17 protein-coding genes are annotated in these 24,545 nt (G+C 65.0%); 12 read left to right on the top strand and 5 right to left on the bottom strand.

The window, feature by feature from the left end:
* The first annotated feature begins 363 nt into the window (after positions 1-363).
* The 3 genes from C4K40_RS29015 to C4K40_RS29005 are packed head-to-tail and all read left to right on the top strand — an operon-like array spanning position 364 to position 7,067.
* The gene (locus C4K40_RS29015) at positions 364-3,816 is read left to right on the top strand and encodes an alpha/beta fold hydrolase (RefSeq protein WP_053134069.1); all 3,453 of its coding nucleotides are present in this window, start codon (positions 364-366) and stop codon (positions 3,814-3,816) included.
* 58 nt (positions 3,817-3,874) lie between these two features.
* A complete protein-coding gene (locus tag C4K40_RS29010; protein ID WP_053134072.1) occupies positions 3,875-5,743 on the top strand; it encodes a c-type cytochrome in 1,869 nt (622 codons plus the stop codon).
* A 46-nt stretch (positions 5,744-5,789) separates the two neighbouring features.
* Positions 5,790-7,067, top strand: coding sequence for a metallophosphoesterase (locus C4K40_RS29005; protein WP_022641509.1), 1,278 nt, complete (start codon positions 5,790-5,792; stop codon positions 7,065-7,067).
* Between the two features lie 84 nt (positions 7,068-7,151).
* On the opposite strand, the gene gbcA is transcribed toward C4K40_RS29005, so the two are convergent.
* Positions 7,152-8,444 carry a glycine-betaine demethylase subunit GbcA gene (gbcA, locus tag C4K40_RS29000; protein WP_022641508.1) on the bottom strand — a complete coding sequence of 431 codons (1,293 nt, stop codon included), beginning with the start codon at positions 8,442-8,444 and terminating at the stop codon, positions 7,152-7,154.
* Between the two features lie 290 nt (positions 8,445-8,734).
* Here gbcA and gbcB point away from each other — a divergent pair, with 290 nt between their 5' ends.
* The gene (gbcB, locus tag C4K40_RS28990) at positions 8,735-9,835 is read left to right on the top strand and encodes a glycine-betaine demethylase subunit GbcB (RefSeq protein WP_022641507.1); all 1,101 of its coding nucleotides are present in this window, start codon (positions 8,735-8,737) and stop codon (positions 9,833-9,835) included.
* 69 nt (positions 9,836-9,904) lie between these two features.
* Here gbcB and C4K40_RS28985 read toward each other — a convergent pair whose 3' ends face one another.
* The 3 genes from C4K40_RS28985 to C4K40_RS28975 all read right to left on the bottom strand — a co-directional run bounded on the left by C4K40_RS28985 (position 9,905) and on the right by C4K40_RS28975 (position 13,362).
* Entirely contained in the window at positions 9,905-10,729 is an 825-nt protein-coding gene (locus C4K40_RS28985) for a nitrilase-related carbon-nitrogen hydrolase (RefSeq protein ID WP_053134075.1), read from the bottom strand.
* A complete protein-coding gene (locus C4K40_RS28980; protein ID WP_053134078.1) occupies positions 10,726-12,171 on the bottom strand; it encodes a cytosine permease in 1,446 nt (481 codons plus the stop codon). Before C4K40_RS28980 ends, C4K40_RS28985 begins: the two co-directional genes overlap by 4 nt.
* A gap of 150 nt (positions 12,172-12,321) precedes the next feature.
* On the bottom strand, positions 12,322-13,362 hold the full coding sequence (locus C4K40_RS28975) for a low specificity L-threonine aldolase (RefSeq protein WP_022641505.1): 1,041 nt from the start codon (positions 13,360-13,362) through the stop codon (positions 12,322-12,324).
* A 115-nt stretch (positions 13,363-13,477) separates the two neighbouring features.
* Here C4K40_RS28975 and C4K40_RS28970 point away from each other — a divergent pair, with 115 nt between their 5' ends.
* A complete protein-coding gene (locus tag C4K40_RS28970; protein WP_053134080.1) occupies positions 13,478-14,230 on the top strand; it encodes a TraX family protein in 753 nt (250 codons plus the stop codon).
* 39 nt (positions 14,231-14,269) lie between these two features.
* Here C4K40_RS28970 and C4K40_RS28965 read toward each other — a convergent pair whose 3' ends face one another.
* Complete coding sequence (locus tag C4K40_RS28965; RefSeq protein ID WP_053134083.1) at positions 14,270-14,533, bottom strand: hypothetical protein; 264 nt, start codon at positions 14,531-14,533, stop codon at positions 14,270-14,272.
* A 921-nt stretch (positions 14,534-15,454) separates the two neighbouring features.
* Here C4K40_RS28965 and C4K40_RS28960 point away from each other — a divergent pair.
* From C4K40_RS28960 to fdhA, 7 genes are all read left to right on the top strand, one after another.
* Positions 15,455-16,708, top strand: coding sequence for a serine hydroxymethyltransferase (locus C4K40_RS28960; RefSeq protein ID WP_022641502.1), 1,254 nt, complete (start codon positions 15,455-15,457; stop codon positions 16,706-16,708).
* Positions 16,709-16,731: 23 nt separating this feature from the next.
* Positions 16,732-17,982, top strand: a complete 1,251-nt coding sequence (locus C4K40_RS28955; protein WP_022641501.1) for a sarcosine oxidase subunit beta — start codon at positions 16,732-16,734, stop codon at positions 17,980-17,982.
* A 151-nt stretch (positions 17,983-18,133) separates the two neighbouring features.
* Positions 18,134-18,436 (top strand): sarcosine oxidase subunit delta, encoded by a 303-nt coding sequence (locus C4K40_RS28945; RefSeq protein WP_022641500.1) that lies wholly within the window; start codon positions 18,134-18,136, stop codon positions 18,434-18,436.
* Positions 18,433-21,450, top strand: a complete 3,018-nt coding sequence (locus tag C4K40_RS28940; protein ID WP_053134086.1) for a sarcosine oxidase subunit alpha — start codon at positions 18,433-18,435, stop codon at positions 21,448-21,450. Before C4K40_RS28945 ends, C4K40_RS28940 begins: the two co-directional genes overlap by 4 nt.
* Before the next feature lie 130 nt (positions 21,451-21,580).
* A complete protein-coding gene (locus C4K40_RS28935) occupies positions 21,581-22,213 on the top strand; it encodes a sarcosine oxidase subunit gamma (RefSeq protein WP_053134089.1) in 633 nt (210 codons plus the stop codon).
* 106 nt (positions 22,214-22,319) lie between these two features.
* Positions 22,320-23,177, top strand: a complete 858-nt coding sequence (gene purU, locus C4K40_RS28930; protein ID WP_053134093.1) for a formyltetrahydrofolate deformylase — start codon at positions 22,320-22,322, stop codon at positions 23,175-23,177.
* Between the two features lie 160 nt (positions 23,178-23,337).
* Positions 23,338-24,537: a formaldehyde dehydrogenase, glutathione-independent gene (fdhA, locus tag C4K40_RS28925; RefSeq protein ID WP_031320644.1), complete on the top strand. Its 1,200-nt coding sequence runs from the start codon at positions 23,338-23,340 to the stop codon at positions 24,535-24,537.
* Positions 24,538-24,545: the final 8 nt, after the last annotated feature.

Here is a 24,545-nt window from a genome sequence, read left to right as displayed (position 1 = left end):
TACGGCAATAGATCAAATTTCATACAGTTCTAATGCCCGCCTTGACAGTGGCAAGCGGCCTGACTTGACTGATGCCACTGGGACCGGTTCGTCACTTATCCACATCCGGTCCAGGGAGCGCAGGCAATGGATTGTCGTTCATCACAGGCTTCCTGCAGCGGGACCTTCCCCCGGCGCACCCGCCGCCGTGCCGCCAACCAGCGCGCACGTCTATAGCCCCAGCGGCTGTTCGATCCCGACCCTGATTTTCCACGGTTTGCGTTTCTGGCGCAGCGGCCGGTCCGTGCGGCTGCCTGCGTGATCGGTTTCACCTGAAGGAAGCGGCCATGAGAGTCGCCCCATCTGCCTGAGAGGAACCCCGCCATGACTCGGATCGCCACCCCCATCAGCGAGATCCAGGAACACTACGACGTCGTCGTCATCGGCTCCGGCTATGGCGGCGGCATCGCCGCTTCGCGATTGTCCCGGGCCGGGCGCCGGGTGTGCCTGCTGGAGCGTGGGCGGGAGATTCGCCCCGGGGAGTTTCCCAACACCCTGGTCAGCGCCACCGAGGAATTGCAGGTGCACGATCCCGATGGGCATATCGGTTCGCGCACCGGCTTGTTCGACCTGCATGTCAACGCCCAGCAGAACGTGGTGGTGGGTTGTGGCCTGGGCGGCACTTCGTTGATCAACGCCAACGTCGCCCTGGAACCCGAGCCCGGGGTATTCGACGACCCACGCTGGCCCCAGGCGGTGCGCGACCACCGCGATACCTTGCTCAAGCAAGGCTTCGCCCTGGCCCGGGAGATGCTCAAACCCAATCCCTATCCCGATTCGGCGCCGGCCCTGGACAAGCTCAAGGCGCACCGCAAGTCTGCGGACTACCTCAAGCAGGGCGCGCATTTCTACAAGCCGCCGATCAACGTGACCTTCAACAAGCTGCCCAACAACCTCAACCATGTCGGGGTCGAGCAACTGCCCTGCAACCAATGCGGCGACTGCGTCTCGGGCTGTAACAACAAGGCCAAGAACACCACCTTGATGAACTATCTGCCCGACGCCTGTAACCATGGCGCCGAGATTTTCTGCCAGGCCCAGGTGCGCCACCTGGAGCGCGACGGCGACGGATGGATCGTGCACTTCCAGTACCTGGACAGCGGTCGCGAGAAGTTCTCGGCGCCGACCCTGTTCGTCAAGGCCGATATCGTCGTGCTGTCCGCCGGCACCCTGGGCTCCACCGAGATCCTCCTGCGCTCGCGGGCCAAGGGCCTGGCCACTTCGGCCCAGTTGGGCGAACACATGAGCGGCAACGGCGACATCCTCGGTTTCGGCCACAACTGCGAGCAACCGATCAACGGCATCGGCTTCGGCACTCACCCGGCCAGCGAGTTGAAACCCGTGGGCCCATGCATCACCTCGGTGATCGACATGCGCACCGAGGGCGACCGCACCAGCCGCATGGTCATCGAGGAGGGCTCGATCCCTGGCGCCCTCGGCCAGGCCATGGTGCCGAGCATGGCGCTGTTCGCCAGTACCCTGGGCCAGGCCACCGACAACAGCTTGAGCGGCAAGCTGGGCTACAAGGAGCGCGAGGCCGAAAGCTTTTTGCGCGGGCCCTACCATGGCGCCCTGCACAACATGCAGACCTACCTGATCATGAGCCACGACAACGGTCGCGGGCGCATGCTGCTGGACGCCCAGGACCAGTTGCGCATCGACTGGCCGGGGGTGGGCGAGCAACCCAACGTGGTGCTGGGCAACGAGCGCCTGCACCAGAGCACCCGGGCCCTGGGCGGGGTCTGGGTGGAGAACCCGATCTGGACCAAGCTGCTCAAGCACAGCATCGTCTCGGTCCACCCCCTGGGCGGCTGCGTGATGGGCGAGGACGCGGGCCAGGGCGTGGTCAACCACAAGGGGCAGGTGTTCAGCGGCACCCAGGGCACCGATGTCTATCCCGGGCTCTATGTGGCCGATGGCGCGGTGATCCCTACCTCCCTGGCGGTCAATCCACTGCTGACCATCTCGGCGGTGAGCGAGCGCACCATGCAACTGCTGGCCGAGGACCGCGGCTGGAAGATCGACTACCGCCTGCCCTCGGCCCCTGGCAAGCCGGCTGCGGCGCCGACCCTGGGCGTGCAGTTCACCGAGACCATGAAGGGTTTCTTCTCCACGGCCTTTACCCAGCCCCAGGGCACCGACCTGGCGCTCTATCAAGCAGCGGCCAAGCGCGGCGAAGAGCAGAACTCGCCCATCGAGTTCACCCTGACCATCACCGCCGCCGACCTCAACCGGATGATCAAGGAGCCCGAGCACGCCGCGACCCTGGTGGGCACCCTGGACGCGCCGATGCTGTCGCCTCAGCCCCTGGTGGCCAGCCATGGGGTGTTCAACCTGTTCGAGCAATACCAGCAGCAGGTGGGCGTGCGGCACATGAACTACGACATGCGCCTTTGTGCCGAGGATGGCAGCGACTATTACTTCAGCGCCTTTAAGACCGTGCCCGAGGACCACGGCGTGCTGAACATCTGGCCCGATACCAGCACCCTCTACGTGACCCTGTACCGGGGCCAGGACAAGAGCGGGCCGGTACTGGGCTCGGGAGTGATGCACATCCAGCCTGCGGATTTCGCCCGGCAGATGACCACCATGAAGGTGCTCAACGCCCGCAACGAGCGTGAGCGCATCGAGGCCCTGGCGCGTTTCGGCAAGTTCTTTGCCGGGATCCTCTGGGAAAGCTACGGCGGGGTGTTCGCCGGCGATATCTACTTCAATCCCGACGCTCCGCCACGGGTCAAGCGGCCGTTGGCCGCGCCGGCGCCGAGCGTGCAGTTCTTCGAGACCGAAGACCGCGTGCAACTGCGCCTGACCCGCTACCGGGCCGGAGGCAAGGGCCCGGTGATGCTGGTCCATGGCCTGGGCGTGGGTTCCAACATCTTCTCCACCGACACCATCCAGACCAACCTGCTGGAGTACCTGTGCAAGTACGGCTATGACGTCTGGCTCCTGGATTTCCGGGTCAGCATCCTGTTGCCGGCCAGCAAGCAGGAATGCAACGGCGACCAGATCGCCGCCTACGACTTCAAGGCCGCCATCGCCCAGGTCCGCGAGGCCACCGGCGCCCGGGACGTGCAATGCGTGGTGCACTGCTATGGCGCCACCACCTTCTTCATGTCGCTGCTGGCGGGCCTGGAGCATGTGCGTTCGGTGGTCTGCTCGCAGATCGCCGCCGACACCGTGGTGGCCACCGCCACCGGGATCAAGGCCGGGCTGCACTTGCCGGGCATGCTCGACGCCATCGGCATCAAGTCGCTGACGGCCTATGCCGACAGCAAGGAAAGCTGGTTCAACAAGCTCTACGACAAGGCGCTCAACGGTTATGCGCGGATCGAGGCCCAGGGCTATTGCACCAACCCGGTGTGCCATCGCATCACCTTCATGTACGCCTCGCTGTATCGCCACGACACCCTCAACCAGAACCTGCACGACAACCTGCACGAGCTGTTCGGCGAGTCCAACATCCAGACCTTCGAGCACCTGGCGCTGATCTGCCGCAAGGGCCACCTGGTGGACTTCAAGGGACATGACGTCTACATGCCGCATTTCGATCGGCTGAAGCTGCCGATCTGCTTCATCAGCGGCGCCGACAACCAGTGCTACCTGCCGCTGAGCACCCAGAAGACCTACGAGCGCCTGTGCCAGTTGCATGGCCCCGAGTTGTTCAGCCGGCATGTGGTGCCAGGCTACGGGCATATCGACTGCATCTTCGGCCAGAACGCGGTGGTGGATGTGTACCCGCTGATCCTCGCGCACCTGGAGAAGACCGCCCTGGGTTGAGCGTCCCGGTACGCTCGGCAACCGCGGCTTCAGGGATATCCAGGCGAGGGTGAAAGGGATGAACGCATATATCCGCTGGTTCCAACGCTTCATCTGGCTGGGCATCGCCATGAACATGGTGTTCGCCCTGCCGGCGTTGTTCGCCCCGGCCCTGCTGACCGCCGTGGTCGGCCTGCCGCCGGTGCTGTCCGATCCCTGGCTGGAGAACGCCGGCATGCTGCTGGTGGGCATCAGCCTGTTCTACATGCCCTCGGGCTTCAATGCGCCGCGCTACGTGGTGCATTCCTGGCTCTGCGTGCTGTCGCGGCTGGTGGCGGTGGTGTTCTGGATCTACCTGATCGACACCAGCAATCAGTCCCAGGTGTTCGTGCCCATGCTCATGGGCGACCTGGGCATGTTCCTGGTACTGGGCATCTTGCTGTACCTGGGCAGTGCCCCGGCCAATCGGCCCTGGGCCCTGCTCAAGGCCGGACTGCGCGCCGGGTGCCAGGGCTGGGAGAGTCGGTGGCGGCGGCAGGGCTTTCGCGTGGCGACCCTGCTGGTACTGCTGGTCCTGGGGCTGGTGGGTTATGCAACCTGGGTCAACATGCTGCGCGAGGTGCCGCAACCGCCGGAAGCCTCCGACGAGGATCACTTCAAGTACGCGGCCATCGGCCTGGGGATCGAGGCGCGGATTCCCTACTACTTGTTCGCCGTGCTGCCGCAGCTGTGCCCGGAGAAAATGCCCCGGGCCGGTGGCTACGAGGTCTTCGGCTTCCTCTATGAAAATGGCCGCGACCTGCCGGTGGGCATGGCCAAGCGGCAACTGGGCTACCCGACGGTGGAGCCCAACTGCGCCCTGTGCCATACCGGGGCCTACCGGGCCAGTGCCGGCGATGTGTCCCAGGTGGTGCCTACCGCCCCGGCCAACCTGATGCAGCTCCAGGCCTTCCAGTGGTTCGCCTACGATTGCGCCAGCGATCCGAAATTCACCATCGATGCGCTGATGAACGCGATCAACGCCAAGTTCCAGCTGGGCCTGGTCGAGCGCCTGTACAACCGCTACCTGATCATGCCCATGGCCAAGAGCGCGCTGCTCAAGCAGAAACAGGCCTATGCCTGGCAGAAACTGCGGCCGGCGCAGGGGCCGGGGCGCACCGACACCTTCAACCCGACCAAGATGGTGGTGTTCGGTTTCCCCGACGACTCCACCATCGGCACCGTCGATCTGCCGCAGATCTGGAACCAGAAGCCCCGGGAGTCGATGTACCTGCACTGGGATGGCAACAACAACCAGATCCGCGAGCGCAACTACGCCGCGGCGATGGCCGTGGGGGCGACGCCGGAGTCGGTGTTGCCGGCAAGCTTCAATCGGGTCACCAACTGGCTGCTGGGGCACAAGCCGCCGGCCTGGCCGTTCGCCATCGACCAGGCCAAGGTGGCCCAGGGCAAACCGCTGTGGGAGGCCAATTGCGCCGGTTGCCATGATTTCGGCAAGGCCGACACCGGCCAGGTGACCACCGATATCCAGGTATTGGGTACCGACCCGCATCGCCTGGATTCCTTCACCACCGGGTTGGTCCAGGCCTTCCACGGCTTCAAGAAACCGCCCTTCGACTTTGGCGCCTATCGCAAGACCCAGAGCTACAGCAACACGCCCACCGATGGCATCTGGCTGCGCGCGCCCTACCTGCACAACGGCTCGGTACCCAGCCTGTGGGACCTGCTGCAGGCGCCGGAGCAACGGCCCCAGGTGTTCTACACCGGCTCGGATATCTACGACCCGCAGAAGGTCGGGTTCATCACCAGCGGTCCGGCGCCGAAAGGGCCGGCCTACTTCAAGTACGACACCCGCCTGGAAGGCAACGGCAATGGCGGCCACCTGTACGGCACGCAGCTTTCCGAGCAGCAGAAATGGCAGTTGATCGAATACATGAAGACCCTGTGAGGCGAGCAACCCGTGCCGCCGCAGGACTATCAGGAGGGATACCGCTATGTCACTGGCAAGTAGTCTGGAACATGAATTCGACCGGGTGAAAGCCCAGGTCGATGGCCTGGTCGCTCGGTTCGACCTGGCCTGGAAAAAACTGCGCAACCAGCTCGAGCCCAAGGAGCTGCAAGCCATCCTCGACCTGGTACAGCGCGCCCACGACCAGGCGCAATACGCCATCGCCCACGGTGACTTGCCGCCGGGCCAGCCGCCGGTGCCCTGGGAGCTGGCCCATGGCATGTCGGTGTTGCACCTGGGGGCGGCCCAGCCCCTGCCGCAATCGGTGGACCAGTTGGCGACCCAGGTGCTCAAGGACGGCAGCCTGCTGGGCTGTCGCAAGTGGGAACTGCTGGACCTGAAGTGGAGCGAAGCCCTGGTGGCCTGGATCGAGAACCTGCGCGACCACGCCACCTTCGGCACCACCCCGGCGCTGCTGGAAATCCCCGATGAGGTCCTGCTGGACCTGGCCGGGGATTGGGGCACCGGCTACTTCGAGCCCCAGTCGGCGGCGCAGCGGGTGGCCGACCTGATCACAGCGGACCAGCCGCAGGTGACCATCCACCTGGGGGATGTGTACTACGCCGGCACCGACAGCGATGAAAAGAACAACCTGGCGTCCTGGCCCATGGGCAGCAAGGCCTCGTTCAGCCTCAACTCCAACCATGAGATGTACAGCGGTGCCCATGGTTACTTCGATGAGATCCAGACGCTGTTCCCGGACCAGCAGGACACCAGCTACTTCGCCCTGTTCAATACCCACTGGCTGGTCATCGGCCTGGACAGCGCCTACGCCTCCGATGAGATGCAGCTGTACATGGACGGCAACCTCAATGCCGTCCAGGAGCAATGGCTCAGCGATTTGATGGCCAGCCACGGCCAGGGCCGCAAGATCATCCTGCTCAGCCATCACCAGGGTCTGGACATCACCGGCAAGACCCCGACCGCGCTGTACGGCCAGGTGTGCAAGGCCCTGGGCAATCGCGCGCCGGACTATTGGTACTGGGGGCACCTGCACAACGGCATTTTCTACGCATCCAGGACCGATCCCCAGGGCATGGGGGTGATGAATGGGCGTTGCGTCGGCCACGGGGCGATTCCCTATGGCGATGCCAGCGAGCTGGATGGCGCGCCTGGGGTGTTGTGGTCGGAAACCCAGAAAGCCGGCGATGCCAACTACCCGCTGCGGGTGCTCAACGGTTATGCCCGGGTGAAACTGCAGGGAGCGCAGATCACCGAGCAGTTCGTCAGCGAGAAAGGCACGGTGCGCTGGCCCCTGGTCTGATACCACGGGTGTGGCGGCTACAGAGGTGAATCTGTAGCCGCTGCCGAGCTTGCCAGGCTGTCAGGGTCTGCGGGCGGGCGCAGTTCAGCCGGTGACCGGTACGCCCTTGAGGTAGGGCGCCGGTTCGGCGCCGAGGTTGTTGAGCAGGCGCTCGCTGTACCAGTCGATGAAGTTGACCACGCCGAACTCGTAGGTCTTGGAGTAGGGCCCGGGCTGGTAGGCGGTGGAGTTGATGCCGCGCTGGTTCTCCTCGGCCAGGCGCCGGTCCTGGTCGTTGGTGGCGTCCCACACCTGGCGCATGCGCTCCACGTCGTAGTCCACGCCTTCCACGGCGTCCTTGTGCACCAGCCACTTGGTGGTGACCATGGTTTCCTGGGCGCTGATCGGCCACACCGTGAACACGATGATGTGGTCGCCCATGCAGTGGTTCCACGAATGGGGCAGGTGCAGGATGCGCATCGAACCCAGGTCCGGGTTCTTGATCCGGCCCATGAGTTTCTTGCAGCCCTGCTTGCCGTCCAGGGTCATGGACACGGTGCCCTTGAGCAGCGGCATGCGCACGATACGGTTGCGCAGACCGAAGCTGGCGTGGGCGTAGGGGATCTTCTCGGCTTCCCAGGCAGCGGCGGAGGCGGCTACGTGGTCCTTGAAGGCCTGATCGGCCCGTGGGTCGGTGACGTCGTCCCATTCCAGCAGGGTTTTGAGCAGTTCCGGGTGCGAGGCATTGCAGTGGTAGCACTCGCGGTTGTTCTCCAGCACCAGTTTCCAGTTGGCCTTTTCCATCAAGGTGGTGGTGATCGCCACCTTGGTGTTCTCCATGTCGTAGGGCTCCATGTAGTGGGCCAGGGTCGCCAGGAAGTCATCGATGGCCGGCGGATTCTCGGCCAGCGAGATGAAGATGTAGCCGCCGGCGGTCTTCACCTGCACCGGCTTGAGGCTGTACTGCTTCATGTCGAAGTCGGCGCCCATCTCGGTGCCGGCGAACAGCAGGCGGCCGTCCACTTCGTAGGTCCACTGGTGGTAGGGGCAGACCAGCTTGGCCACCTTGCCCTTGTCGCTGGTGCACAAGCGCGAGCCACGGTGCCGGCAGACGTTGTGGAAGGCGTGGACCACGCCGTCGGCGCCGCGGATGACGATGATCGGGTTCTTGCCGATCTGCAGGGTGATGAAGTTGCCCTTGGTGGGAATCTCCGAGGTCATGCCGGCGATCAGCCATTCCTTGTGGAAGATCTCCTGCATGTCGATTTCGAACAGCCTTTGGTCGCAGTAGAAGGGTTGCGGCAGGGAGAAGGTCCGCTCGCGTTCCTGCAGCATCTGTGCGGTGGCCTTGCGTGCGGGTTCCAGTGGATCGCCCAGGCTCAGGGTGGTGACGTCCATCGTTCAGGTCCTCATGGCCGTTCGGTGCGGCCGGCGTATTAGGGAGTGGCTACGGTCGGTGCTACGCAAGTCACGAAAAAGCAGCTGTTGTCGTGGGGCCGAGTGTGGGTCCGCAGGCGCCGCGAACCTTATCCATGGGCGACATGGCCCAATCTGTTCCCGACGCCGTAGGCCCTGTAGCCGGGGCCTGGTCGCGATAAGCATGTGAATGTCGCGGATAGGTAAACAGGCCCTGGGCGCCTTACGCAGAATCGCTGGCAAGACGCCGACAGTCGGCCGTGGAGAACAGCATGTCCAACACCTTCCTCAACCCGGTAACCACCCAGACCTGGGCCAATGGTCGTCACATCGTCCGTTGCGTCAAAGTCATCCAGGAAACCTGGGACGTACGGACCTTCTGCTTCATGGCCGACCAGCCGATCATGTTCTTCTTCAAGCCGGGGCAGTTCGTCACCCTGGAGCTGGAGATCGAAGGCCAGCCGGTGATGCGCTCCTACACCATCTCCAGTTCGCCGTCGGTGCCCTACAGCTTCTCGGTGACTATCAAGCGCGTGCCCGGCGGCAAGGTCTCCAACCACCTGCACGACACCCTGCACGAGGGCCAGGAGCTGGCGGTACACGGGCCGGTGGGGTTGTTCAACGCCATCGACTTCCCCAACCCGAAGATCCTCTACCTCAGCGGCGGGGTCGGCATCACTCCGGTGATGTCCATGGCGCGCTGGTTCTACGACACCAACGCCAATGTCGACATGGTGTTCATCCACAGCGCCCGCTCGCCCAAGGACATCATCTACCACCGCGAGCTGGAGCACATGGCCTCGCGGATCGACAACTTCAGCCTGCACCTGATCTGCGAGCGCCATGGCCTGGGCGAGCCCTGGGCCGGTTATCGCGGCTATCTCAACCACAAGATGCTGGAGCTGATGGCGCCGGACTTCCTCGAGCGGGAGGTGTTCTGCTGCGGCCCCACGCCCTACATGCATGCGGTCAAGCGCCTGCTGGAGGCCGCCGGCTTCGACATGACCCGCTACCACGAGGAGTCGTTCGGCGCGACGCCGGCCGATGCCCGGGCCGATGCGGTGGAGCAGGCCGAGCAGGCCGCTGAGGCACCGGAGGTGGATGCCGCCGACCTGCACCAGGTGGAGTTCACCGCCTCGGGCAAGAGCATTCGCGTGGCCCCGGGGGAGACCGTGCATGCGGCGGCTGCCAAGCTTGGCCTGATGATCCCCAAGGCCTGCGGCATGGGCATCTGCGGCACTTGCAAGGTACTCAAGCTGGGGGGCGAGGTGGAGATGGAACACAACGGCGGGATCACCGAGGAAGACGAAGCCGAAGGCTACATCCTGTCGTGCTGCAGCGTGCCCAAGGGCGATGTGCGCGTGGAGTTCTGATCGGTTTCTGTGGCGAGGGAGCAAACTGCCTCGCCACAGGCGGCTCGCTCTCGCAACCGGGCCTTGGGCTCAATACAACGCCGGGCGGCGGTCCAGGTGCACATGGTTATGTTCACTGATGGACTTGTGCCAGGCCTGGCCCAGGTCCAGCTCCGCCAGCAGCAACTGTGCGCCGGCTTGGCGCTCGCGGCCGGCCAGCGGATAGCCATCGGCGTCGACGATGGTCGAGCCGCCGACCCAGTCCACTCCACGTTCCTCGCCGCAGCGGTCGCAGGCGGCGATGAACATCCGGTTGACCGCCGCATTGGCCTGCACCCGGACCATCTCCGCCGGGCGTTCGTCGGCCGGTCGCGGCCCATTGGGCCAGTTCACCGGCGCGCACAGCAGCGCCGCCCCGGCCAGGGCCGGCAGGCGCACCCACTCGGGAAACTCCAGGTCGTAGCAGATCATCACGGCGATCGGCCCAAAGCGCGTGGCCACCACCGGCGGTGGCTCGTTGCCGGGGGTGAAGATCAGGTTCTCGCCATCCCACAGGTGGGCCTTGCGGTACAGGGTCAGCGTTCCTTCCGGCTCGACCAGGGCCGCGCTGTTGGCCACCTGGCCTTGCTCCAGGCGCTCGCAGAAGCCACCGACGATGACCACCTGCAGCTCTGCGGCCAACGCCTTCCACAGGCTAAGGGTGGGGCCGTCCAGGGGCTCCGAGAGGGCCAGGGCCTCCTGCCGGTCATGGAACAGGTAGCCGCTCTGCACCAGCTCCGGCAGCACCACCACCTGGGCGCCCCGGGCGGCGGCTTGGCGGATCGCCGTGGCGCCGAGCTCGCGGTTGTAGTCCAGCTCGCCGATGCGTGGCGCCAGTTGCTGGCAGGCTACTTTCAAGGTGCTCGGGGTATTCATCGGGCCGCTCCTTCCAGGGTTCGTTCGCTGGCCTGGATGGCGCGTTCTTCAGCGGCCAGGTCCAGGTTGCGGGTCAGGGCCCAGTAGACCAGCCCGGCCACCGCCAGGCCGATCACGAAGGCGATGTCGGCGCCGCCCAGGGCCAGGGACAGTGGGCCCTGGTAGAAGCTCAGGGACATGAACGGCACCATCGCCAGCAGGCCGAGGAAGTACGCGGTGAGCCCGGCGGCGGACCAGCGGCCATAGATGCCGGCGGGGTTGAAGATGTCGCTGATGGCGTAGTGGCCTTTGCGTACCAGGTAGAAGTCCGCCAGGTTCACGGCGGTCCAGGGCACCAGGAAGTACAGCATCAGCAGCACGAAGGTGTTGAAGCTGCCCAGGTAGCTCTCGGGAATGTTCAGGGCGATCAGGAAGATCACCGCCGCCACCAGCAGGATCCCGGCGACCCGGCTCTTGAGGTCGGGCTTGATCGACTTGAAGCCGTCGATGGCGCTGATGCCGGTGAGCATGGCGCCGTAGCAGTTGACCGCCATGATGCCCACCAGCGCCGGCACCGCGATCAGCACGGTGAAGGTGCCGAAGCCCGGGATCAACCGGTTGCCGACGTCGCGCACGCTGGCGATGGCGTCCGGCGATGGCAGGGCCGAGGCCAGGAACGCGCCCAGGGACATCAGCCACAGGGCCGAGCCGGCGGCGCCCAGGTAGGTCCAGAAGATCACCTGGCGCGACGGCGTCTGGTGCGGCAGGTAGCGCGAGTAGTCGGAGACGTACACCGAATAGCTGATCTGGTAGCCGGCGGCGGCCGACAGCTGGATCAGGAACGCCGACCAGGAAAAGTGCGCATCGGCCACCGCCGAGTCGGCTTGCAGGGTCATCAGGGCGCTGACGGTGAGCACCGCGAACACGCTGATCATCACGTAGGTCAGCCAGCGCTGCACGCTGTGCAGCAGGTCGTGGCCGACCACCGCGATCAGCACCGCGATGGCGATCATCAGCGAGTACCAGGGCGCCCGGGCGCCGGGGATCACGGTGTTGATGGCGTCGGTGGCCAGGATCACGTTGAACACGTTGAAGCCGATGTAGACGAACACCACGGCGGTGAAGGGCACGATGGCGCCGCGCAGGCCGAACTGGGCGCGGGACTGGATCATCTGCGGCAGGCCCATGCGTGGCCCCTGGTTGGCATGGAAGGCCATGCAGAAGGTGCCCAGGCAGACGCCGATGACGATGGCCAGGATCGCGTATTGCAGGGCCAGGCCCAGGGCCGCGCCGGTGAAGCCGGTGACCATGGTGGTGAGCACGAAGTTGCCGGTGAACCAGAACGGGCCCTGGTGCCAGACCTTGCCGTGGCGCTCGTTGCGCGGCACATAGTCGATGGAGCGGGTTTCGATCTTGAGGGACGCAGGCGGGGCTTTCGCGGTAGCGCAGGAGGTGGTCGTCATGGGGCGGTGCCTTTGTTTTTATAGGACGACCCCGGAGTCTCTGATATAGGACGCGGATGTTGAATCAGTGAAGGCAAATAATCAGTTCAGGAATTTGTGAACTGATGACCGGCCCCGCGCAGGGGCCGGCTTTTGAGCGAGGCGCGTGGGTCAGGCGCTCATCACGGTGCGGATGTCCGCCGCCAGCTCGCGCACGCGCTCTTCCTCGGTGTCCCAGGAGCACATGAAGCGCGCGCCGCCCTTGCCGATGAAGGTGTAGAAGCGCCAGCCCCGGGCGGTCAGCGCCGCAATGGCCGGTTCCGAAAGTTGCAGGAACACGCCGTTGGCCTGCACCGGGAACATCAGTTCCACGCCGGGGATATCTTCCACCAGCTTGGCCAGCAGTTGCGCGCAGTGGTTGGCGTGGTGGCCGTACTTGAGCCAGGCATCGTTTTCCAGCAGGCCGACCCAGGGCGCCGAGAGGAAGCGCATCTTCGAGGCCAGCTGGCCAGCCTGCTTGCAGCGGTAGTCGAAGTCTTCGGCCAGCTTGTGGTTGAAGAACAGGATCGCCTCACCCACCGCCATGCCGTTCTTGGTGCCGCCGAAGCACAGCACGTCGACCCCGGCCTTCCAGGTCAGGTCCGCCGGCGAGCAGCCGAGGAAGGCGCAGGCGTTGGAGAACCGCGCGCCGTCCATGTGCAGGTTCAGGCCCAGTTCCTTGCAGGTGTCGCTGATGGCGCGCACTTCTTGCGGGGTGTAGACGCTGCCGACCTCGGTGGCCTGGGTCAGGGTCACGACCCGGGGCTTGGGGTAGTGGATGTCCTGGCGCTTGAGGGCCACTTCGCGGATCGAGGCCGGGGTGATCTTGCCGTTCTCGGTGCCGGCGATCAGCAGCTTGGAGCCGTTGGAGAAAAATTCCGGGGCGCCGCATTCGTCGGTCTCGACGTGGGCGGTTTCCGAGCAGATCACGCTGTGATAGCTCTGGCACAGCGACGACAGGGCCAGGGAGTTGGCGGCGGTGCCGTTGAAGGCGAAGAACACTTCGCAGTCGGTTTCGAACAGGCGGCGGAAATGATCCGCCGCGCGGGCGGTCCACTGGTCGTCGCCGTAGGCGCGGTCGTGGCCGTGGTTGGCCTGTTCCATGGCGGCCCAGGCCTCGGGGCAGATACCGGAGTAGTTGTCGCTGGCGAATTGTTGGCTCTTGTCGGTCATGGCCGGCTTCCGTATGAGAGGGTTCCGTGGTCGATTATGGTGCGCACTTTACCCAAGAATAACGGCCCCGCACACGCTCTGTTAGCGGGTAATAATGCATGGCACATGAGGATTTATGCGTGACGCGATGTTGACGCCCGCTCCCTTGCAGCGCGACGGTGCACTGGATGCGTTGAAGTGGCTGGCGCTGTTGAGCATGGTCCTGGACCACTTGCGCTATGTGGGCCTGGAACTGGACTGGCTGTATGTGCCCGGACGCCTGGCGTTTCCCTGGTTCTGCCTGGCGATGGCGGCCAATCTTTGGCGCGTCGGCGCTGCGCGGCGGCCCGGGCAGTGGAGCTACCTGGGTTGGCTGCTGGCCTTCAGCGGGCTCAGTGAAATTCCCTACCGGTTGTTCGTTCCCGAGCCCGACACCCTGAACGTGCTGCCGACCCTGGCCCTGGGGTTGCTGGTGGCGCGGGGCTGGCAGCGGCGTAGCGGTCTTGACCTGGTTTTGGGGGTGGTGGCCCTGGGGCTGGCGGTGGGGTTTTCGCGGTGGCTGATGTTCGGTGCGTTCGGGGTGCTGCTGCCATTGGCCTTGCTGTTGGTGCTGCGTCGGCCCTGGTATTTCGCAGTGCTGCCGGGGGTGTTGTGCCTGGCGGGCAATCAGTGGGAGGTGCTGTTTGCGGCGGTGCGTCTGGGTAATCCGCTGGCGGGTTGGGGGTTGGTCGCTTGCCTGCTGGCGCCGGGGCTGGGGATGTGGCTATTGCGGGGGATGCGTGGTGGAGGGTGGGTGCCGGCGATGCGGCGGTGGGCCTATTTGTTGTATCCGGGGCATTTTTTTTTGTTGTTGGGGGTGAGGCAGGTGTTGGAGGGCGTTGCGCCATGAGGATGCTCCGCACCCTGTCGGGGGCGGAGCGTATTCGGTTCAGGCCTGGAGCCGCCAGCCCATCACGCCTAGCAGGTCGCAACTGTCGCGCAGGAGGATAGCGGCGACGTGGGCGATGTGTTGCAGGTCGGTGTGGTCGGCGTGTTTCAGCTCGGTGCGCGAGAGGCTTTCGAACAGCTGGGTGATGGCCAGCAGGCGGGTGGTGCCGTTGGCGTGGAGGACGTCCAGTGGGGCGGTTTTGTCGATGAACAGGCAGGGGATGGTGCAGTCGATGCCGGTGATGGGGATGTATTGATGAGTCATGGCGAAGGCTCCGTCGTAGATAAGAGGAGCTGCCCAGTCGTCTTCAAACGAAAAGGTGGCAGCTGTACGCGGGTTGGCGAACCGACTCAGCTACGAGCAGTAGGATCGGCAGATCCGGAGATCTCCCGCGTACAGCCGCCATAACACATCGCCGCGACCATAGAGGCTCGACGGTAAGCGGTGCAAGCGTGTCTGCTCTTAGCTGAGTTCCAGGTCGCCAAACCCGGTCGCCGTTTGGGCGAATGGGGAGCATGGGGGGAGGGGGTGTGGGCGGCAAGCCAGACGGTTCTGCAAGTTTTGTAGGATCGGCCTTGGGGCTTGGCGGCCTGGTAGCCGGCCAGGTGCCCTGGGGATGGAGTACATATCCGTTGGCGGTGGGGTGGCTTGCTTATGGTTCCGCCCTTACGGCGGGTCACTTTTTTCAAACGCCAAAAAAGTAACCAAAAACGCTTGCCCCCACGTCCGGCCGCTCGCTGCGCTCGGGTTCCCTCGTTCCGGTACTTCTCAGGGGGCATCGCTTCCTGCGATGTCCTCGACTGCGTCGAGGGGCGCTGCGCGCCATTCCCCTGATAAGCACCTGCACTCGGCCTCCCCAGGGGGCGGGTGGGTCAAGATCACAAGCGTACGGCGCGCCCTACCGGGCGGCGCATCGCGGGGTGTGGTGCGCTTCGTGTAGCCGCTGCCAAAGGCTGCGTACGGGCGCGTAGCGGCCGTGGGGCGTGGGGGTGGGAGGCTGGGGCTAGAGCCTTTGTCCGGTGCATTTGTCTGTGGGCGCCGGGGTATGTCGTAAACGCATCTTTGCGTGGCGTCCATAGGCATCTGGGCTCTGCGTGGCGGTCATACCATCGCATCCAAAGGGCGCAGCTTCAGGGCTGGCCTCACCGAGACGAAAGGCGCAGCGCCGCCGCTGGGAGAGACGTGATGTTCAGCAAGCAAGACCAGATCCAGGGCTACGACGATGCACTGCTGGCGGCGATCAATGCCGAGGAGCAGCGCCAGGAAGACCACATCGAGCTGATTGCGTCGGAGAACTACACCAGCAAGCGAGTGATGCAGGCCCAGGGCAGCGGCTTGACCAACAAGTACGCCGAAGGGTACCCGGGCAAGCGCTACTACGGCGGTTGCGAGCATGTGGACAAGGTCGAGGCCCTGGCCATCGAGCGGGCCAAGCAGTTGTTCGGCGCCGACTACGCCAACGTCCAGCCGCATTCCGGTTCGTCGGCCAACAGCGCCGTGTACCTGGCCTTGCTGCAGGCTGGCGACACCATCCTCGGCATGAGCCTGGCCCACGGCGGGCACTTGACCCACGGGGCCAAGGTGTCGTCCTCGGGCAAGCTGTACAACGCGGTGCAATACGGGATCGACACCAACACCGGGCTGATCGACTACGACGAGGTCGAGCGCCTGGCCGTGGAGCACCAGCCGAAGATGATCGTCGCCGGCTTCTCGGCCTATTCCAAGACCCTGGATTTCCCGCGCTTCCGGCAGATCGCCGACAAGGTCGGGGCGCTGCTGTTCGTCGACATGGCCCACGTTGCCGGGCTGGTGGCGGCCGGCTTGTACCCCAACCCGATCCCGTTCGCCGACGTGGTCACCACCACCACCCACAAGACCCTGCGCGGTCCCCGTGGCGGGCTGATCCTGGCCAGGGCCAACGAGGAGATCGAGAAGAAGCTCAACGCCGCGGTGTTCCCCGGCGCCCAGGGCGGCCCGCTGATGCATGTGATCGCGGCCAAGGCGGTGTGCTTCAAGGAGGCCCTGGAGCCTGGCTTCAAGGCCTACCAGAAGCAGGTGATCGACAATGCCCAGGCCATGGCCGGCGTGTTCGTCAAACGTGGCTACGATGTAGTGTCCGGCGGCACCGATAACCATCTGTTCCTGGTCAGCCTGATCCGCCAGGGCCTGACCGGCAAGGATGCCGATGCCGCCCTGGGCCGCGCCCATATCACTGTGAACAAGAACGCCGTGCCCAACGACCCGCAGTCGCCGTTCGTCACCTCCGGCCTGCGCATCGGTACCCCGGCGGTCACCACCCGTGGCTTCAAGGTCGCCCAGTGCACCGAGCTGGCCGGCTGGATCTGCGACATCCTCGATCACCTCGGCGATGCCGATGTCGAGGCCAATGTCGCCCGCCAGGTGGCGACCCTGTGCGCCGATTTCCCGGTCTACCGCTGAGAGCCGCCATTGGAGCAATGACTATGCAACGCTACTCGGGCTTCGGCCTCTTCAAGCACTCTCTCAGCCACCATGAAAACTGGCAGCGCATGTGGCGCACGCCGACCCCGAAGAAGGTCTACGACGTGGTCATCGTCGGCGGTGGCGGTCATGGTCTGGCCACGGCCTATTACCTGGCCAAGGAACACGGCATCACCAACGTCGCGGTGGTGGAGAAGGGCTGGCTGGGCGGCGGCAACACCGCGCGCAATACCACCATCGTGCGTTCCAACTACCTGTGGGATGAGTCGGCGCAGCTCTACGAGCATGCGATGAAGCTCTGGGAAGGCCTGTCCCAGGACCTGAACTACAACGTGATGTTCTCCCAGCGCGGGGTCTACAACCTGTGCCACACCCTGCAGGACATCCGTGACTCCGAGCGCCGGGTCAGCGCCAACCGCCTCAACGGCATCGATGGCGAGCTGCTCAACACCCAGCAGGTGGCGGACGAGATTCCCTACCTGGACTGCTCGAAGAACACCCGTTATCCGATCCTCGGCGCTACCGTCCAGCGCCGTGGCGGCGTGGCCCGGCACGATGCCGTGGCCTGGGGTTTCGCCCGGGCCGCCGATGCCCTGGGCGTGGACCTGATCCAGCAGACCGAAGTGATCGGCTTTCGCAAGGAAAACGGCGCCTGCATCGGCGTCGAGACCACCAAGGGCTTCATCGGGGCCAAGCGCGTGGGCGTGGTCACCGCCGGTAACTCCGGGCACATGGCCAAGCTGGCGGGCTTTCGCCTGCCGATCGAGTCGCACCCGCTGCAAGCGCTGGTATCGGAGCCGATCAAGCCGATCATCGACAGCGTGATCATGTCCAACGCGGTGCACGGCTACATCAGTCAGTCCGACAAGGGCGACCTGGTGATCGGCGCCGGCATCGACGGCTGGGTCGGTTATGGCCAGCGCGGTTCCTATCCGGTGATCGAGCACACCATCCAGGCCATCGTCGAGATGTTCCCGATCCTTTCCCGGGTGCGCATGAACCGCCAGTGGGGCGGCATCGTCGATACCAGCCCGGACGCCTGCCCGATCATTTCCAAGACCCCGGTGCCGAACATGTTCTTCAACTGTGGCTGGGGTACCGGCGGCTTCAAGGCCACCCCGGGCTCGGGCAACGTGTTCGCCGCCAGCCTGGCCAAGGGCGAGATGCATCCGCTGGCCGCGCCGTTCTCCATCGACCGTTTCCACAACGGCGCCCTCATTGACGAACATGGCGCTGCGGCCGTCGCCCACTAACTAAAGGCCCCGTGAAAACTACTGCGCTCGGCAATACCGCGTTAAAAACAGGCTCGAAATGCTCACTTAGTAAACTAAGCTCCGCTTTCTCCCCTGTTTTTGCCTTGCCTTCGCTCGCTACGTTTTCACGGCGCTTTAGAGGAGAAACCCCATGTTGCACATCTTCTGTCCTCACTGCGGCGAGCTGCGCTCCGAAGAGGAATTCCATTCGTCCGGCCAGGCCCATATCCCTCGGCCGCTGGACCCCAATGCCTGCACCGACGAGCAGTGGGGCGACTACATGTTCTTCCGTGACAACCCCCGTGGCCTGCACCACGAGCTGTGGATCCATGCCGCCGGGTGCCGCCAGTACTTCAACGCCACCCGCGACACCGTGACCTACGAAATCCTCGAAACCTACAAGATCGGTACCAAGCCGCAATTCACCGCCAAGGCCGCGGGAGAGAAGGTATGAGCCAGACCAATCGCCTGTCCAACGGCGGACGCATCGACCGCAACAAGGTCCTGACCTTCACCTTCAACGGCCAGAGCTACAAGGGCTTCGAGGGCGACACCCTGGCCTCGGCGCTGCTGGCCAACGGGGTCGATATCATCGGCCGCAGCTTCAAGTACTCGCGGCCCCGGGGCATCTTCGCCGCCGGTTGCGAGGAGCCCAACGCGGTGCTGCAGATCGGCGCCACCGAAGCGACCCAGGTCCCCAACGTGCGGGCCACCCAGCAGGCGCTGTACCAGGGCCTGGTGGCCACCAGCACCAACGGCTGGCCCAGCGTCAACAACGACATGATGGGGATTCTCGGCAAGGTCGGCGGCAAGCTGATGCCGCCGGGCTTCTACTACAAGACCTTCATGTATCCGCAGTCGTTCTGGATGACCTACGAGAAGTACATCCGCAAGGCCGCAGGCCTGGGCCGCTCGCCCACCGAGAACGATCCGGACAGCTATGACAACATGAACCACCACTGCGACGTGCTGGTGGTCGGTGCCGGGCCTGCGGGCCTGGCCGCCGCCCTGGCCGCCGCTCGCAGCGGTGCGCGGGTGATCCTCGCCGATGAGCAGGAAGAGTTCGGCGGCAGCCTGCTGGACAGCCGCGAGAGCCTGGACGGCAAGCCTGCCGCCGAGTGGGTGGCCAGCGCCCTGGCCGAGCTCAAGGCCCTGCCGGAAGTGATCCTGCTGCCACGGGCCACGGTCAACGGCTATCACGACCACAACTTCCTGACCATTCACGAACGCCTCACCGACCACCTGGGAGACCGTGCGCCCATCGGCCAGGTGCGCCAGCGCATCCACCGGGTGCGGGCCAAGCGTGTGGTGCTGGCCACCGGCGCCCACGAGCGGCCGCTGGTGTACGGCAACAACGACGTGCCGGGCAACATGCTCGCGGGCGCGGTTTCCACCTACGTGCGTCGCTACGGCGTGGCCCCGGGCAAGAAGCTGGTGCTGTCCACCAACAACGACCATGCCTATCGCGTGGCCCTGGACTGGCTCGACGCCAGCCTGCAAGTGGTGGCCATCGCCGATGCCCGGCACAACCCCCGTGGCGCCCTGGTGGAGGAAGCGCGGGCCAAGGGCATTCGCATCCTGACGTCCAGCGCGGTGATCGAGGCGCGCGGCAGCAAGCACGTGACCGGCGCCCGGGTGGCGGCCATCGACGTCAAGGCGCACAAGGTCACCAGCCCCGGCGAGTGGCTCGACTGCGACCTGATCGCCAGCTCCGGCGGCTACAGCCCGGTGGTGCACCTGGCTTCGCACCTGGGCGGCAAGCCGGTATGGCGCGAAGACATCCTCGGTTTCGTGCCGGGCGAAGCGCCGCAGAAGCGCGTGTGCGTGGGCGGCATCAATGGTGTCTACAGCCTGGGCGACTCCCTGGCCGATGGTTTCGAAGGCGGCGTGCGTGCGGCCAGCGAGGCTGGGTTCCAGGTAGTCGAGGGTGTGTTGCCCAAGGCCCTGGCCCGGCATGAAGAACCCACCCTGGCGCTATTCCAGGTGCCCCATGAAAAAGGCACCGCACGGGCGCCCAAGCAGTTCGTCGACCTGCAGAACGACGTCACCGCCGCCGCCATCGAACTGGCGACCCGCGAGGGCTTCGAGTCGGTGGAGCACGTCAAGCGCTACACCGCCCTGGGCTTCGGCACCGACCAGGGCAAGCTGGGCAACGTCAACGGCCTGGCCATCGCCGCCCGTTCGCTGAACGTCAGCATCCCGCAGATGGGCACCACCATGTTCCGCCCGAACTACACGCCGATCACCTTCGGCGCCGTGGCCGGGCGTCATTGCGGGCATATCTTCGAGCCGGTGCGCTTTACCGCGCTGCATGCCTGGCATGTGCAGAATGGCGCCAAGTTCGAGGACGTCGGCCAGTGGAAGCGGCCCTGGTACTTCCCGAAGAACGGCGAAGACCTGCATGCCGCGGTCAAGCGCGAATGCCAGGCGGTGCGCGACAGCGTCGGCCTGCTGGACGCCTCGACCCTGGGCAAGATCGATATCCAGGGGCCGGATGCCCGTGAATTCCTCAACCGCATCTACACCAACGCCTGGACCAAGCTCGACGTGGGCAAGGCCCGCTACGGCCTGATGTGCAAGGAAGACGGCATGGTCTTCGACGACGGCGTCACCGCCTGCCTGGCCGACAACCACTTCCTGATGACCACCACCACCGGTGGCGCGGCCCGCGTGCTGCAATGGCTGGAGATCTACCAGCAGACCGAATGGCCGGACCTGAAGGTGTACTTCACCTCGGTCACCGACCACTGGGCCACCCTGACCCTGTCGGGCCCCAATAGCCGCAAGCTGCTCAGCGAAGTGACCGACATCGACCTGGACAAGGACGGCTTCCCGTTCATGACCTGGAAGGAAGGCCTGGTGGGCGGCGTGCCGGCCCGGGTGTTCCGGATTTCGTTCACCGGCGAGCTGTCCTATGAGGTCAACGTCCAGGCCAACTACGCCATGGGCGTGCTGGAGCAGATCGTCGAGGCGGGCAAGAAATACAACCTGACCCCTTACGGCACCGAGACCATGCACGTGCTGCGGGCCGAGAAGGGCTTCATCATCGTCGGCCAGGACACCGACGGCTCCATGACCCCTGACGACCTGAACATGGGCTGGTGCGTGGGCCGTACCAAACCGTTCTCGTGGATCGGCTGGCGCGGGATGAACCGCGAGGACTGCGTGCGCGAGGAACGCAAGCAACTGGTGGGCCTCAAGCCGCTGGACCCGACCCAGTGGCTGCCCGAGGGCGCGCAGCTGGTGTTCAACCCCAAGCAGGCGATCCCCATGAGCATGGTCGGTCACGTGACTTCCAGCTACGCCCACAACTCCCTGGGGTATTCCTTCGCCCTGGCGGTGGTCAAGGGTGGCCTCAAGCGCATGGGCGAGCGGGTCTTCGCGCCCCTGGCCGATGGCCGGGTGATCGAGGCGGAAATCGTTTCTTCGGTGTTCTTCGATCCCAAGGGCGATCGGCAGAACGTCTAACCAGATCCCGTAGGAGCGAGGCTTGCCCGCGAAAAGGTAAGCGCGGTGCCTCAGCCAGAGCGCGATGTGCTCATCGCCGGCAAGCTCCGCTCCTACGGGTGTGATGCAAGAATTTGCAGATAGGTGCTCTATGACCGCAGTCAACGTTTACCAACAGCGCCCGAACGACGAAGCCAAGGCCCAATCGCCATTGCACCACGCCGACCTGCCGGGTCTGGTGGGCAAGGGCCGCAAGAACGCCGGGGTGATCCTGCGCGAGAAGAAATTCCTCGGCCACCTGACCCTGCGTGGCGATGGCCATGACCCGGCCTTCGCCACGGGGGTGCACAAGGCCCTGGGCCTGGAACTGCCGGCCGCCTTGACCCTGGTGAGCAAGGGCGAGACCAGCCTGCAATGGCTGGGACCGGACGAGTGGCTGTTGATCGTGCCCGGTGGCGAGGAGTTCGCCGCCGAGCAGAAGCTGCGCGAGGCCCTGGGCGAGTTGCATATCCAGATCGTCAACGTCAGCGGTGGCCAGCAGATCCTCGAGCTGTCCGGCCCAGATGTGCGCCGGGTGCTGATGAAGTCCACCAGCTACGACGTGCACCCCAGCAACTTCCCGGTGGGCAAGGCGGTGGGCACGGTGTTCGCCAAGTCGCAGCTGGTGATCCGCCGCACCGGTGAGGACACCTGGGAACTGCTGGTGCGCCGTAGCTTCTCAGACTACTGGTGGCTGTGGTTGCAGGATGCCGCGGCCGAATACGGCCTCAGCGTTCAGGCCTGAACCCTTGTCGCCAGCACGCCTCGCGCCTGCGGCGGGATTGTAGGAGCGAGGCTGCCCGCGATTCGACCGCGTAGCGGTTGCCTATCAAGAACAGGAGTTGTCCAGCATGAGCCGCGCCCCCGACACATGGATCTTGACCGCCGACTGCCCCAGCGTGCTCGGCACGGTGGACGCGGTGACCCGCTTCCTGTTCGAGCAGGGCTGCTACGTCACCGAGCACCACTCCTTCGACGACCGGCTCTCGGGGCGGTTCTTCATTCGCGTGGAGTTCCGCCAGCCCGATGGCCTCGACGAGCAGGGCTTTCGCGAGGGCCTGGCCGAGCGCGCCAGGGCCTTTGAGATGAACTTCGAGCTGACGGCCCCGCATTACCGGCCAAAGGTGGTGATCATGGTCTCCAAGGCCGATCACTGCCTCAACGACCTGCTCTATCGCCAGCGCATCGGCCAGTTGCCCATGGACGTGGTGGCGGTGGTGTCCAACCACCCGGACCTCAAGCCCCTGGCCGACTGGCACCAGATTCCCTACCACCATTTCCCCCTCGACCCCAACGACAAGCCGGGCCAGGAGCGCCAGGTGTGGCAGGTGATCGAGGCGTCCGGCGCCGAATTGGTGATCCTCGCCCGCTACATGCAGGTGCTGTCGCCGGACCTGTGTCGCAAGCTCGACGGCAAGGCGATCAACATCCACCACTCGCTGTTGCCGGGGTTCAAGGGTGCCAAGCCCTATCACCAGGCCTACAACAAGGGCGTGAAGCTGGTGGGGGCCACCGCCCACTACATCAACAACGACCTGGACGAGGGCCCGATCATCGCCCAGGGCGTGGAAGTGGTGGACCACAGCTACTACCCCGAGGACCTGATCGCCAAGGGCCGCGATATCGAATGCCTGACCCTCGCCCGGGCGGTGGGTTACCACATCGAGCGCCGGGTGTTCCTCAACGGCAACCGCACGGTAGTGCTTTGAAGCAAGCGACAAGCCTCAAGCTGCAAGCGAGAGGCGATTAGCAAAAAAGCGACACGCTCCAAGCCGCAAGAACGCGGTGTGTACTCTTCTTGCGGCTCGAAGCTTGCCGCTTGAAGCTGGCTCCACTTTCGTCACAACAACAACTACAGAGGTGACAAGCATGTCTGGTAATCGTGGTGTGGTGTATCTGGGCAGCGGCAAGGTCGAGGTACAGAAGATCGACTATCCGAAAATGCAGGACCCACGCGGCAGGAAGATCGAGCACGGTGTCATCCTGCGCGTGGTTTCCACCAACATCTGCGGTTCGGACCAGCACATGGTCCGTGGCCGTACCACCGCCCAGGTCGGCCTGGTGCTGGGCCATGAGATCACCGGCGAGGTGATCGAGAAGGGCAGCGACGTCGAGAACCTGAAGATCGGCGACCTGGTCTCGGTGCCGTTCAACGTGGCTTGCGGGCGCTGCCGTTCCTGCAAGGAGCAGCACACCGGGGTCTGCCTGACCGTCAACCCGGCCCGCGCCGGCGGTGCCTATGGCTACGTCGACATGGGCGACTGGACCGGTGGCCAGGCCGAGTACGTACTGGTGCCCTACGCCGACTTCAACCTGCTGAAGCTGCCGGATCGCGACAAGGCCATGGAGAAGATCCGCGACCTGACCTGCCTGTCCGACATCCTGCCTACCGGCTACCACGGCGCGGTGACCGCCGGTGTCGGTCCCGGTAGCACTGTGTATGTGGCCGGTGCTGGCCCGGTTGGCCTGGCGGCGGCGGCTTCCGCGCGCCTGCTGGGGGCGGCGGTGGTGATCGTCGGTGACGTCAACCCGGTGCGCCTGGCCCATGCCAAGGCCCAGGGCTTCGAGATCGCCGACCTGTCCAAGGACACCCCGCTGCACGAGCAGATCGCCGCCTTGCTGGGCGAGCCGGAAGTGGATTGTGCGGTGGATGCGGTGGGCTTCGAAGCCCGTGGCCATGGTCATGCCGGTGCCCAGCACGAGGCTCCGGCCACCGTGCTCAACTCGCTGATGGGCGTGGTGCGGGTGGCGGGCAAGATCGGTATTCCCGGGCTGTACGTTACCGAAGATCCGGGCGCGGTGGATGCCGCCGCCAAGCTGGGCAGCCTGAGCATTCGCTTCGGCCTGGGCTGGGCCAAGTCCCATAGCTTCCATACCGGCCAGACCCCGGTGATGAAGTACAACCGCCAGTTGATGCAAGCCATCATGTGGGACCGGATCAACATCGCCGAAGTGGTGGGCGTGCAGGTCATCAGCCTCGACGACGCGCCACGTGGCTACGGCGAGTTCGATGCCGGCGTGCCGAAGAAATTCGTCATCGACCCGCACAAGCTGTTCAGCGCCGCCTGAACCCTGCG

The sequence above is a fragment of the Pseudomonas sp. CMR5c genome (assembly GCF_003850545.1).
In the GTDB taxonomy this organism is placed as follows: Bacteria; Pseudomonadota; Gammaproteobacteria; order Pseudomonadales; family Pseudomonadaceae; genus Aquipseudomonas; species Aquipseudomonas piscis.
This window is presented reverse-complemented; position numbering and strand designations above follow the sequence as displayed.

Coding starts and splice junctions, on each gene's coding strand:
- C4K40_RS29015 (WP_053134069.1), top strand. CDS start 364: ATGACTCGGATCGCCACCCCCATCAGCGAGATCCAGGAACACTACGAC.
- C4K40_RS29010 (WP_053134072.1), top strand. CDS start 3,875: ATGAACGCATATATCCGCTGGTTCCAACGCTTCATCTGGCTGGGCATC.
- C4K40_RS29005 (WP_022641509.1), top strand. CDS start 5,790: ATGTCACTGGCAAGTAGTCTGGAACATGAATTCGACCGGGTGAAAGCC.
- gbcA (WP_022641508.1), bottom strand. CDS start 8,444: ATGGACGTCACCACCCTGAGCCTGGGCGATCCACTGGAACCCGCACGC.
- gbcB (WP_022641507.1), top strand. CDS start 8,735: ATGTCCAACACCTTCCTCAACCCGGTAACCACCCAGACCTGGGCCAAT.
- C4K40_RS28985 (WP_053134075.1), bottom strand. CDS start 10,729: ATGAATACCCCGAGCACCTTGAAAGTAGCCTGCCAGCAACTGGCGCCA.
- C4K40_RS28980 (WP_053134078.1), bottom strand. CDS start 12,171: ATGACGACCACCTCCTGCGCTACCGCGAAAGCCCCGCCTGCGTCCCTC.
- C4K40_RS28975 (WP_022641505.1), bottom strand. CDS start 13,362: ATGACCGACAAGAGCCAACAATTCGCCAGCGACAACTACTCCGGTATC.
- C4K40_RS28970 (WP_053134080.1), top strand. CDS start 13,478: ATGCGTGACGCGATGTTGACGCCCGCTCCCTTGCAGCGCGACGGTGCA.
- C4K40_RS28965 (WP_053134083.1), bottom strand. CDS start 14,533: ATGACTCATCAATACATCCCCATCACCGGCATCGACTGCACCATCCCC.
- C4K40_RS28960 (WP_022641502.1), top strand. CDS start 15,455: ATGTTCAGCAAGCAAGACCAGATCCAGGGCTACGACGATGCACTGCTG.
- C4K40_RS28955 (WP_022641501.1), top strand. CDS start 16,732: ATGCAACGCTACTCGGGCTTCGGCCTCTTCAAGCACTCTCTCAGCCAC.
- C4K40_RS28945 (WP_022641500.1), top strand. CDS start 18,134: ATGTTGCACATCTTCTGTCCTCACTGCGGCGAGCTGCGCTCCGAAGAG.
- C4K40_RS28940 (WP_053134086.1), top strand. CDS start 18,433: ATGAGCCAGACCAATCGCCTGTCCAACGGCGGACGCATCGACCGCAAC.
- C4K40_RS28935 (WP_053134089.1), top strand. CDS start 21,581: ATGACCGCAGTCAACGTTTACCAACAGCGCCCGAACGACGAAGCCAAG.
- purU (WP_053134093.1), top strand. CDS start 22,320: ATGAGCCGCGCCCCCGACACATGGATCTTGACCGCCGACTGCCCCAGC.
- fdhA (WP_031320644.1), top strand. CDS start 23,338: ATGTCTGGTAATCGTGGTGTGGTGTATCTGGGCAGCGGCAAGGTCGAG.